The following is an 11299-nucleotide window of genomic DNA, read 5'->3' on the forward strand; positions in this document are numbered from 1 at the left end:
TTCGCCGGGCTGTCAATTTTTGTTGACAGATCCCTTCTGGGGACGCTTCTTCTGGGGTATTATTCTGTTATCCAATCATTGCTTTCGTGTGAGCGTCATTCCCATGCGTCTGGAAGTTATCTGTCAGGACCGTCTCGGCCTGACCCGCGAACTGCTCGATCTGCTGGTATTACGCAGCATCGATCTCCGCGGCATTGAAATCGATCCTGTCGGTAAGATCTACCTCAACTTCGCTTCTCTGGATTTTACCTCCTTCAGCAGCCTGATGGCGGAAATTCGCCGTATTTCCGGCGTGACGGACGTGCGCACCGTTCCCTGGATGCCCAGCGAACGCGAACATCGCGCCCTGAGCGCGGTGCTGGAGTCGCTGCCGGAACCGGTACTGTCGCTGGATCTTAAAGGACGCATTGAACAGGCGAACCCGGCCAGCTGCGCGCTGTTCGGCCAGAGCGTGGACAAACTAATTAATCACAGCGCCTCTGCGTTGTTCGACGGCTTCAATTTTCCGCGCTGGCTGGAAGCAGAGCCCCGCGAGTCCCACAACCGCCACGTGGCCATTAACGGCCAGAACTTCCTGATGGAACTGACGCCGGTTTATCTGGACGGCGAAGAGGGCGATAACCTGCTGGTGGGGGCGGTCGTGATGCTGCGCTCCACGGCGCGGATGGGGCGCCAGCTACAGGCGCTGGACGATGTGGATCTCGAAGCTTTCAGCCAGATAGTGGCGGTGAGCCCCAGAATGCGCAGTGTGGTGGAACAGGCGCGTAAAATGGCGACCCTGAGCGCGCCGCTGCTGATTACCGGTGATACCGGCACCGGCAAGGATCTGCTGGCCCACGCCTGCCATCTGGCCAGTCCCCGGGCGCGGAAGCCGTGGCTGGCGCTGAACTGCGCTTCCATTCCGGAAGACGCGGTGGAAAGCGAACTGTATGGCGACGGCGCCACCGGCAAAAAGGGCTTTTTCGAGCAGGCCAACGGCGGCTCGGTACTGCTGGACGAAATTGGCGAAATGTCGCCGCGTATGCAGGTGAAGCTGTTACGTTTCCTGAACGATGGTACCTTCCGACGGGTGGGTGAGGATCATGAAATTCACGTGGATGTGCGGGTTATCTGCGCGACTCAGAAAAACCTGGTGGAGCTGGTACAGAAAGGGCTGTTCCGGGAAGATCTCTACTATCGCCTGAACGTGCTGACCCTGAACCTGCCGGCGCTGCGCGATCGTCCTCAGGATATTATGCCGCTGACCGAGATGTTTGTGGCGCGGCTGGCGGACGAACAGGGCCTGGCGCGACCGCGTCTTTCCCCGGAACTCTCCGGCGTACTGACTCGCTACGGCTGGCCCGGCAACGTGCGTCAGTTGAAGAACGCCATCTATCGGGCGCTGACTCAGCTACAGGGTTACGAACTACGACCTCAGGATATCGCGCTGCCGGATTTCGACGCCGCCGCCTTACCGCCGGGGGACGAAGCGCTGGAAGGTTCTCTGGACGACATCACCCGACGTTTCGAACGTTCAGTGCTGGTGCAGCTTTACCGTTCCTATCCCAGCACCCGCAAGCTGGCTAAACGGCTGGGGGTTTCCCATACCGCCATCGCCAACAAACTGCGCGACTATGGTCTGGGGCAGCGCCGCGGCGAAGAGTAAGCATAAAAAAAGCCTGCCCCATGGGGCAGGCCTCGTCTGTTCAGACGCCTGTTTGTTACAGCGCTTTCAGCGCGCTGTCGTAATCCGGCTCTTCGGTGATTTCATTCACCAGCTGGCTGTAAATCACTTCATCGTTTTCATTCAGAACCACGACCGCACGGGCGGTCAGGCCTTTCATCGGGCCGTCGGCGATAGCCACGCCGTAGTTTTCCAGGAATGCAGGATCGCGCAGGGTGGACAGCGTTACCACGTTTTCCAGACCTTCAGCGCCGCAGAAACGCGCCTGAGCGAAAGGCAGATCGGCGGAGATGCACAGAACCACAGCGTTATCGAGCTGGCTTGCGCGTTTGTTAAATTCACGAACCGAAGCGGCGCAAACGCCGGTATCGATACTCGGGAAAATGTTCAGCACTTTGCGCTTGCCGGCAAACTGTGACAGAGAAACGTCGGAAAGATCTTTCGCTACCAGGGAGAACGGCTTTGCCTTACTGCCGGTCTTTGGGAATTCCCCATTTACGGGAACCGGATTGCCCTTGAAATGCACAGATTGGGACATGATTATCTTCCTGTTTACATATGTTTAACTCGTACCCTAGTGTATGACAACATTACCTTAATGAACATAGAAATATGAGACGGGGGCACAAAAGTGTACGCCCGCTATACTCCGGATAACCTAACAGACAGGAATAGCCAGAATGAGAGCCGTCAGGATGTACCGTGAAGTGTGGCCGCTGCGTACGCCGCTGTTTACCGCCCGCGGCAGCCGGAGCGAGGCTGAAGTGGTGGTGGTGGAAATGGAAGAGGACGGCTGGCGCGGCGTCGGGGAGTGCGCTCCCTGGCGGCGCTTTGGTGAAAGTGTGCCATCGGTGATGGCGCAGATAGCCAGTATCCTTCCGCAACTGGAACGGTCGATGACCCGAGAGCAGCTCCAGCAGGCCCTGCCGCCAGGAGCTGCCCGTAACGCCGTGGATTGCGCCTTCTGGGATCTGGCGGCCCGCCGCGCCGGACAGAGCCTGACGGAATATCTGGGCGTGACGCTGAAATCAGAGGTGACGAGCGCCTGTACCCTGCAACCCGATGAACCGACGCATATGGCCGCCGCCGCCCGGGGGCGCTATAACCAGGGCGCCCGTCTGTTTCGGGTGCGCCTGGATGACAGGCTAATCAGCGAGCGCCTGGTGGCGATCCGTGAAGCCGTGCCGGACGCCTCTCTGATGGTCGATGCCAGCGAATCCTGGCACAGCGACGGTCTGGCGGCCCGCTGCCAGCTGCTGGCGGATCTCGGTGTGGTTTTACTGGAACAGCCGCTCTCCGCCCGGGATGATGCGGCGCTTGAGAATTTTATTCATCCATTGCCGATCTGCGCCGATGAAAGCTGCCATACCCGCAGCAGCCTGAAAGCGCTGGCGGGACGTTACGAATTTATTAATATCAAGCTCGACAAGTGTGGTGGACTGACCGAAGGTCTGGCTCTGTCCGCCGCCGCTCGTGAACAGGGCTTCGAGGTGGTACTGGGCGGCGCCAGTTGTACTTCGCGGGCGGTGTCGTCGGCCTTACCCCTGGCGACGCAGGCGCGCTATGTGGACCTGGAAGGGCCGGACTGGCTGGCGGTGGATGTGGAGCCTGGCCTGCGCTATGAAGGCGGGCGTATTTTGCTGGACCAGCGCGGGCCGTCTCGCAAATCATGAATAACAGCGGCGGATAAAATTGTGGCGCATCAGTCGGTTGAATAAGATAACGGCGGGTGCTTAAGGCTGTCTGCCTTAAGCATTGGTGGAAGGCAGGCAGAGAAAAGCCCCAGGTGACGTTTATCATCAACCTGAGGCTAGTCCGCATGCTCGACACATGCAGGTTAGCTTCTTACAGAACATTTGGTCAAGGAGTAGCCGACGATGAAACAGCAGAAGGCGATACTTATCGCACCGATCGTTATCTGCATCACCGCCTTTATGGTGGTACTGGTGATGAGGAAAGATCTTTGTGGGGTCCGCATCCGAAGCGGCCACACGGAGATTGCTGTTTTCACTGCCTGCATTGCTCTTAAGTAAGGCAACCCGGTGGGGAGCGCTCCCCACCCTAAACTGTGTTAGCGCAGCGCCTTAAGCACCCATCCCTTATTCTGCGTTTTCGGTCCAGCACAGCAGGCGCAGCAGCGGTTCCAGGTAGCATTCGCTGGCTTCATCAGCGGAAATGGCCGGTAGCTCTGCCGTAATGCAGGAAAGGCCGAGATCGTCGCACCAACTGCCAAACGATCCTGGCGTTTCGTAGCCGACGCTGGCGACCAGCGGCATCCCGAAGGCCTCAGCCATCCATTCACTAAGCGTACCGGTATGGGGATCTTCGATACAGCCCAGCGGATCGTGAAATGAGACGACCCAGTTTGGGCGTAGCTGGTGAATGAGTGCGCACAGCGCCCGGGTTTCCGGCTCGCTGGCAGGCGTTTCGCCGGTGGAAAGCACCACGTCGCGCTGGTCGGCTACGCTGTTCCAGCGGTAGCGGGTTTCTCCCTGACGCCAGTTAGCCGCCGGAAAGTTGCGATTAATATCGACGCCGCGAGCGTTAGCGCGCAGCCCCAGCTGGCATCCGTCAGGATTAACCGCGAGAACAACATGATGGCGACGTAGCGGCGGTGCCAGGGTGCGCAGCGCGCAGGAAAGGCTGACTATGGCGGCATTTCCATCGCCATGGGTGCCGGCAATAATCAGCCCGCTGCGGGCATCAGCGCGCGGGGCGGGAAACCATAATAACGGTGCGCCAAGTACCGATTCGCCATAGCGTTCGATGCCCGGGGGCAGGGGGCCGCGCTGTGAACGGGGCAGACGTGTGCTCATAGGGCCTTCCTTCTCCTTTTCCTGATCTCATTAAAGCAGCCGGTGATGAAAATGCCATCGCTTAGGTTCAGTCACGCTCAATGCTACCCCACTGCCGCGCAACAATTGACTGAGTTAATTGATTTTTTGCGTCTGGTCTGCTGTTATCGGCAGCATCACGTTTGTCTTAAGGGCCGTTAATGAAAAACGCACTTCGCTATTCCTGCTGCGCGCTGCTGCTGGCCGGCGCGTTTCCTTCCGTATATGCGGCGGATATTCCTGCCGGGGTAACGCTTGATACGCGCCAGGAGCTGGTTCGCCATCTGAAAGATGAGCCAGCTTCGCTGGATCCGGCAAAGGCCGTTGGCCTGCCGGAAATTCAGGTCATCCGCGATCTGTTCGAAGGGCTGGTCAATCAGGATGAGCGGGGGCGTCCGGTACCGGGCGTTGCCCGTAAATGGCAGAGCAACGACAATCGGGTCTGGACTTTTACGCTGCGTAATGACGCCCGCTGGTCTGATGGCACTCCGGTGACGGCCGAGGATTTTGTGTACAGCTGGCGCCGGCTGGTGAACCCGCAAACCACATCGCCCTTCGCCTGGTTCGCTGGCCTGGCGGGGATTCTGAACGCCCGCGATATCGCCGATGGCAAGGCGACGCCCGATAAACTGGGCGTTACAGCGGTGAACGCCCATACGCTGCGGGTGCAGCTCGACCGCCCGGTGCCGTATTTCCCTTCGCTTGCCGCCAGTTTTGCGCTATATCCGGTCAAACAGGCCAACCTTGAACGTTTTGGCAAAGCCTGGACCCAGCCGGGCAATATGGTCAGCAATGGCGCTTTTGTGCTGCGTAAGCGAGTGGTAAATGAAAAACTGGAGCTGGGGCGCAATCGCCAGTACTGGGATAACGCAAAAACGGCGCTCAATAAGGTCACCTTTCTGCCCATCAACCAGGAGTCCGCTGTCACCAAGCGTTACCTGGCGGGGGATATCGATATCACTGAATCCTTTCCCAAACAGCTCTACCATAAGCTGATGAAGGAGATCCCTGGACAGGTTTATACGCCGCCGCAGCTCGGCACTTACTATTATGCCTTTAATACCGAGAAGGGGCCCACGGCGGATGCCCGGGTACGCCAGGCGCTCAGTATGACTATCGATCGGCGAATCATCGCTGAGAAAGTGCTGGGTACTGGCGAAAAGCCAGCGTGGCGCTTTACGCCGGACGTGACGGCGGGCTTTACGCCGGAGCCGTCGCCGCTGCAAGAGGCCAGCCAGCCGGAACTCAACGCCCAGGCTAAAACCCTGCTGCAGGCGGCAGGTTATGGCCCCGGACGACCGCTTAATCTGACACTGCTGTATAACACCTCGGAAAACCACCAGAAGATCGCCATTGCGGTGGCGTCAATGTGGAAGAAGAACCTTGGGGTGCAGGTAAAACTGCAAAACCAGGAGTGGAAAACCTATATCGACAGCCGCAACAGCGGTAATTTCGACGTGGTGCGCGCTTCCTGGGTGGGGGACTATAACGAGCCTTCCAGTTTTCTGACGCTGCTGACTTCCGGCCACAGCGGCAATATCGCCCGTTTCCATAATCCCGGTTATGACAAGGTGCTGAACCAGGCAAGCCTGGAAGTGGATGCCGCGCAGCGCAACCAGGACTACAATGCGGCAGAGAAGATCCTGCAGGCTCAGGCGCCCATTGCGCCGATTTATCAGTACACTAACGGGCGGCTGATTAAACCATGGGTGAAGGGCTATCCGATTAATAATCCGGAAGATGTCGCCTACAGCCGCACCATCTACATTGAAAAACATTAACGCCTTAATGCGATGACCTCTTACTGCTGGCGCGGATTTGCAGGACTGATGGCAGCTCAATAAGCTGCTGCGATTTATTGCCCGCCAGCTGTTCCAGTAGCGTTTTTCCGGCCAGCGTTCCGGCTTCATCCCACGGAAATTCCACGGAGGTTAGCGCCGGAGAGCAAACGGCGGCGAGCGTGCCGCCGCTGAGGCTCGCCAGCGCCAGGCCGTCGGGTACCTTCAGGCCGGCATTATGGCAGGCCATAATGCAACCGCAGGCAATTTCGTCCGAAGTGCAAATCAGAGCGTCCAGTTCCGGCCAGGTAATACGAATATCCCCCAGCGGGTTAAAACCGGTCGAGATTGCGGAAGGAAGGTGAGGCGTAACCACCCGGTGCGGCGAGTGGCTTATCGACAGCATCGCGCTGTTCCAGCCCCCCAGGATCTGGCGGAACATGACGTTATTCGACGCGGTGCAGAGCAGCCCCAGGTTTTTATATCCTTCCTGCGCCAGCGCGGTGACCAGCTTTTTGATGGCGGCGGCGTAATCGACGCCGATACTGACACCGGCCGCTTCACGATTAATAGCGCCAATCTCGACGACCGGAATACCTGAGTTGGTCAGCATTTGCGAACAGCTATCAATGCTGTCGATATTAAACTGAACGATGGCGGCGGGGTTATAGGCCAGCATCTGCTGAAAGGCCTTTTCTTCGCTTTGCCCACCCTGGCCGGATTCAATAAACATCATGGTATAGCCGTGGCGCGACAGTACGTTTTGCAGGGTTTCAGAGACGGCGATAAACCCCGGTTGCGAAAAAGAGGGCACCACGCCCATGATGAGGCTGGAGTCGGCGGAAGCCAGGCCGCGTGCCTGCAGGTTCGGAACATAGCCCAGCTCATTCACTGCCGCTTCAATGCGTGTGCGCAGTTCCGGGTTCACTTTCTCGGGCATTCGTAACGCACGGGATACGGTCATCGTACTGACGCCGACCAGTCTGGCGACTTCCGCCAGCGTGATTTTGCCAGTGTTCTTTCTGCGTTTTTCTTTTCCGTCGTCCGTCGGTAACGTCTGCACGGAGCCCCTCCTGTTAGTTATTTCGGGGATCTATTGTAAATGATGTTCACTCTTTTGAGCATGGTAAAACCGCAACTCGCTGAACATTCATCGTTAGCAATGTTAGCGATAACAAAGTTTTTAACATTTTATAATGTTAGCGCTAACTTTGGGGTTTTGATCACGGTAAGCGGTAAATTTATTCCTCTATAGTAGGCCCACTTAAATACGTCACGAGGCAGTTATGCTTACGACCTGGTTGCCCGATGAAAATATTCAAGTCGTTGATGCGGTCAGCGACTGGAAACAGGCGATAAATTTATCCGCGGTTCCCTTAATAAAAGCAGGGGCGATAACCGAACAGTACCCACAGGCTATTTTAAAAAGCCATCAGGAATTGGGGCCTTATTATGTTCTGGCGCCCGGTCTGGCGATGCCACATGCCCGTCCAGAGCAGGGGGTGATAAAAAACGGATTGTCACTGCTGCATATAAAAAAAGGGGGTTCCTTTGGCTCAAATGAAAATGATCCGATTTATGTGGTGATTATGCTATGTGCGCTTTCAGGTGATGAACATATACGTATGATTAGTTCTCTGGCGGAAGTTTTCAGTGACGAAACACGCCTGGAAGATTTACTGAAGTCAAAAACAGTTAAAGAAATTCAACATGTTATGAATTGTTATTGAGGTGAGCAATGAAAAAGATTTTGATCGTCTGCGGCAATGGCCTGGGCAGTAGCTTTATTGTAGAGATGAACGTCAAAAAAATCATCAATGAGCTTAATAAGGAAGCTGAAGTCGCTCATACCGATTTGACTTCGGCAAAAAGCGAAACTGCTGATATTATTCTTAGCGCCAAGGATATCGCTGAACAATTATCCGGTCATTCAGCCCGGGTTTTTGGTTTAAGCAATCTTTTAGATAATAACAGAATTAAAGAGATTCTTTCCGAGAATCTGTGATTAACATTGGTGGCCCCACGGAGTCATTCTATGCTGCAATTTATTATTCATGATGTGCTTGGCACACCAGCAATACTTGTCGGTTTATTTTCGCTAATTGGATTGCTGCTGCAGAAAAAAGCGTTTTCGGATGTGATTTCCGGCACGCTGAAAACGATTATGGGGTTTGTTATTTTAACCTCCGGCGCGGCGATTATCGCCACAACCCTGGCGACGTTCAGTCAGCTGTTTGAACACTCATTTCATATTCAGGGCGTGGTGCCGAATACGGATGCGATGGCGGCGCTGGCGCAGAAGAACTATGGCACCGCCACGGCGATGATTATGGTGCTTGGGATGCTGTTTAATATCGTACTGGCCCGTATTACGCCGTTGAAATACATCTTCCTTACCGGTCATCACACGCTGTATATGGCGGCAATGCTGGCGGTTATTCTTTCCGTCGGCGGCTTGTCGCTGCCGTGGGTGGTAACGATTGGGGCTGTTATTCTCGGCGTGATGATGGTGGTTTCTCCGGCCATTCTGCAACCCTTTACCCGCAAAATTACCGGAACTGACGATCTGGCGCTTGGACACTTTGGCTCAACCGGTTATCTGCTGTCAGCGCTGGTGGGGAAAGCGACAGGTAAGGGGAGTCCATCGATTGAAGAGCTAAAAGTGCCTAAGTCGCTGAACTTCCTGCGTGACTCGTCGGTGGCCATTTCGTTGACGATGATGATTCTGTTTCTGGTTCTGGTGGTCGTGGCGGGCAAGGAATTTGTGGAAAGTCACGTCAGCGAAGGTCAGAACTTTATCGTGTTCGCCGTTATCCAGTCGCTGACCTTTGCCGCCGGGGTGTGGATCATTCTGGCCGGGGTGCGAATGGTTATCGCCGAAATCGTCCCTGCCTTCAAGGGGATAGCCGATAAGCTGGTCAAAGACGCTAAACCGGCGCTGGACTGCCCGACGGTATTCCCCTTCGCGCCGAATGCGGTCATCGTCGGCTTCCTGGCGAGTTTCGCCGCCGGGCTGGTCAGTATGTTCCTGTGTCCGCTGTTTGGGCTGAGCGTTATTGTTCCAGGCCTGGTGCCACACTTTTTTTGCGGTGCCACGGCGGGGGTCTACGGCAATATTTGCGGCGGGCGGCGCGGCGCGGTGATCGGCGCCTTCGCCCAGGGATTACTGATTTCTTTCCTGCCCGCCATTCTGCTGCCGCTGATGGGGGATCTGGGATTTGCGTCCACCACTTTTGGCGATGCCGACTTCGGCGTGGCAGGCATCATCCTTGGACATATTGTGGCCTGGTTTAATTAATCGCTTTACCGGAGGTAGCTATGGTGGCTAAATTTTCGCCTTCATTAATGTGTATGGACTTAACACAGTTCAGGGAACAAATTACGGCAATGAACCGCCGGGCGGATTTTTATCATGTTGACATTATGGACGGCAATTACGTCAGAAACATTACGCTGTCGCCATTCTTTATTGAGAATCTGAAGAAAATAACCGACGTGCCGATTGATGTACATCTGATGGTCAATCATCCTGAGGACATTATTCCCCTGTGTCTTGAAGCGGGAGCAGATATTATCAGCTTTCATCCTGAAACAGCGAATAACAAAATCTTCAGGCTGCTCAATCAGATTAAAGACGCAGGGCGCCGTTGCGGCGTGGTGCTGAATCCGGCCACGCCTGCGCAGGCCATTTGCGAGTATGCCCATCTGCTGGATAAAGTGACGGTAATGTCGGTTGACCCGGGCTATGTTGGTCAGAAGTTTATACCTGAATCACTTAATAAAATCAGGACGTTGATCGACATGCGCGAAAAGCATGGCTGGCATTATCTGACGGAGATCGATGGCTCATGCAACGAAAAAACCTTCAACATCATTGCGCAGTCCGGGGTTGATGTCTTTATCGTTGGTACTTCCGGGTTGTTCTCGCTGGCAGAGAATGTCAATGACGCCTGGGATAAAATGATCGCCAACTACCAGCGTGAGACAGCGGCATAAAATTAATGTGCCGTCCGTTAATTAAGATATTTCCCGGCATTCTGACAATTATTCATTGTTTTCTGGGCCGAGGTGGCCCCGGGAGACTTCTCCTTTGTTATCCGGGGACACAATAGTGCATGTTTACTGTGCAATTGGTGCAATAAGACGACGCCGGAATCAGTATGTATCTATATTGTCGATTGGCGATATCCTGTACTTGTGCTAACTTTCTATCTGCGGGGCTTTAAATGTTAACGCTCCGCCAGAATGTAAATATGAAACGATAAGTGAGGAAACAGTGGGTATTCTTTCCTGGATTATTTTCGGTTTGATCGCAGGTATTCTGGCCAAGTGGATTATGCCAGGCAAGGACGGCGGTGGTTTCATCATGACCGTTGTGCTTGGTGTTATCGGTGCCGTTGTAGGCGGTTGGATCAGCACTCTGTTCGGCTTCGGCAAGGTTGATGGCTTCAATATCGGCAGCTTTGTGGTGGCGGTAATCGGCGCACTGGTCGTGCTGTTTATCTACCGTAAAGTACGCAGCTAAGTCAATTTAGCTGTCAGGAAAAACCCGCTGCGGCGGGTTTTTCTTTGCCTGAGCTCTGGCTAAAAAACGTACTTGCTGTGATATAATAGACTGGTGATTCCCGAGTGTGGAGGATATTATGGCTTCAGGCTGGGCCGCCGACGGTGCGGTACAGGATCAAATCGACAGCACGGTACAGGATGCGGTCGCCCGGGCGCGTAGCGAACTTCCGGCAGGGGAAAGCCTGCGCCTTTGCGAAGAGTGCGATGAACCCATTCCCGAGGCGCGGCGCCAGGCGATACCCGGCGTGCGGCTGTGCGTGAGCTGCCAACAGAAGGCGGATAAGCAACGCGCCGCCTGGTCGGGATACAACCGGCGAGGCTCTAAGGATAGCCAGTTGCGCTAGCGGCTGTCAGGCATGAAAAATCGTCCGTGGTTACGGGTAATGCCAGTCAGTTAAGCAACTGACTGGCTGTTTTTCTCCGGGCCCTGCTGTATTTCTGGGGCCTCTCTTTTACCA

Annotated in this window: 13 protein-coding genes; 10 read left to right on the forward strand and 3 right to left on the reverse strand. The window is 55.2% G+C overall.

Going from position 1 to position 11299, the window contains the following annotated elements; genetic code table 11:
• Nucleotides 1-103: 103 nt before the first annotated feature.
• Nucleotides 104-1645 (forward strand): transcriptional regulator TyrR, encoded by a 1542-nt coding sequence (tyrR, locus tag V3W49_RS20530; protein WP_500147857.1) that lies wholly within the window; start codon nt 104-106, stop codon nt 1643-1645.
• Nucleotides 1646-1700: 55 nt separating this feature from the next.
• Here tyrR and tpx read toward each other — a convergent pair whose 3' ends face one another.
• Complete coding sequence (gene tpx, locus V3W49_RS20535) at nt 1701-2201, reverse strand: thiol peroxidase (protein WP_500147844.1); 501 nt, start codon at nt 2199-2201, stop codon at nt 1701-1703.
• Between the two features lie 142 nt (nt 2202-2343).
• On the opposite strand from tpx, the gene ycjG reads away from it, so the two are divergent.
• Nucleotides 2344-3336 (forward strand): L-Ala-D/L-Glu epimerase, encoded by a 993-nt coding sequence (ycjG, locus tag V3W49_RS20540; RefSeq protein ID WP_500147845.1) that lies wholly within the window; start codon nt 2344-2346, stop codon nt 3334-3336.
• Nucleotides 3337-3540: 204 nt separating this feature from the next.
• Nucleotides 3541-3696: a Hok/Gef family protein gene (locus tag V3W49_RS20545; protein ID WP_500147846.1), complete on the forward strand. Its 156-nt coding sequence runs from the start codon at nt 3541-3543 to the stop codon at nt 3694-3696.
• Nucleotides 3697-3762: 66 nt separating this feature from the next.
• On the opposite strand, the gene mpaA is transcribed toward V3W49_RS20545, so the two are convergent.
• Nucleotides 3763-4479: a murein tripeptide amidase MpaA gene (gene mpaA, locus V3W49_RS20550; protein ID WP_500147847.1), complete on the reverse strand. Its 717-nt coding sequence runs from the start codon at nt 4477-4479 to the stop codon at nt 3763-3765.
• Nucleotides 4480-4658: 179 nt separating this feature from the next.
• Between mpaA and V3W49_RS20555 the strand changes: the two genes are divergently transcribed.
• Nucleotides 4659-6278 carry a peptide ABC transporter substrate-binding protein gene (locus tag V3W49_RS20555; RefSeq protein WP_500147848.1) on the forward strand — a complete coding sequence of 540 codons (1620 nt, stop codon included), beginning with the start codon at nt 4659-4661 and terminating at the stop codon, nt 6276-6278.
• Nucleotides 6279-6282: 4 nt separating this feature from the next.
• Here V3W49_RS20555 and V3W49_RS20560 read toward each other — a convergent pair whose 3' ends face one another.
• Nucleotides 6283-7338: a LacI family DNA-binding transcriptional regulator gene (locus tag V3W49_RS20560; protein ID WP_500147849.1), complete on the reverse strand. Its 1056-nt coding sequence runs from the start codon at nt 7336-7338 to the stop codon at nt 6283-6285.
• Nucleotides 7339-7561: 223 nt separating this feature from the next.
• On the opposite strand from V3W49_RS20560, the gene V3W49_RS20565 reads away from it, so the two are divergent.
• From V3W49_RS20565 to V3W49_RS20590, 6 genes are all read left to right on the forward strand, one after another.
• Nucleotides 7562-8005 carry a PTS sugar transporter subunit IIA gene (locus V3W49_RS20565; RefSeq protein WP_500147850.1) on the forward strand — a complete coding sequence of 148 codons (444 nt, stop codon included), beginning with the start codon at nt 7562-7564 and terminating at the stop codon, nt 8003-8005.
• Between the two features lie 8 nt (nt 8006-8013).
• Complete coding sequence (locus tag V3W49_RS20570; protein ID WP_500147851.1) at nt 8014-8280, forward strand: PTS sugar transporter subunit IIB; 267 nt, start codon at nt 8014-8016, stop codon at nt 8278-8280.
• Between the two features lie 30 nt (nt 8281-8310).
• Complete coding sequence (gene ulaA / locus V3W49_RS20575) at nt 8311-9573, forward strand: PTS ascorbate transporter subunit IIC (protein ID WP_500147852.1); 1263 nt, start codon at nt 8311-8313, stop codon at nt 9571-9573.
• 20 nt (nt 9574-9593) lie between these two features.
• On the forward strand, nt 9594-10271 hold the full coding sequence (alsE, locus tag V3W49_RS20580; protein WP_500147853.1) for a D-allulose 6-phosphate 3-epimerase: 678 nt from the start codon (nt 9594-9596) through the stop codon (nt 10269-10271).
• A 280-nt stretch (nt 10272-10551) separates the two neighbouring features.
• A complete protein-coding gene (locus V3W49_RS20585) occupies nt 10552-10800 on the forward strand; it encodes a GlsB/YeaQ/YmgE family stress response membrane protein (protein ID WP_500147854.1) in 249 nt (82 codons plus the stop codon).
• A 118-nt stretch (nt 10801-10918) separates the two neighbouring features.
• Nucleotides 10919-11185 carry a DksA/TraR family C4-type zinc finger protein gene (locus V3W49_RS20590; RefSeq protein WP_500147855.1) on the forward strand — a complete coding sequence of 89 codons (267 nt, stop codon included), beginning with the start codon at nt 10919-10921 and terminating at the stop codon, nt 11183-11185.
• Nucleotides 11186-11299 lie beyond the last annotated feature (114 nt).

The organism is Rosenbergiella sp. YN46 (assembly GCF_036620675.1).
In the GTDB taxonomy this organism is placed as follows: domain Bacteria; phylum Pseudomonadota; class Gammaproteobacteria; order Enterobacterales; family Enterobacteriaceae; genus Jejubacter.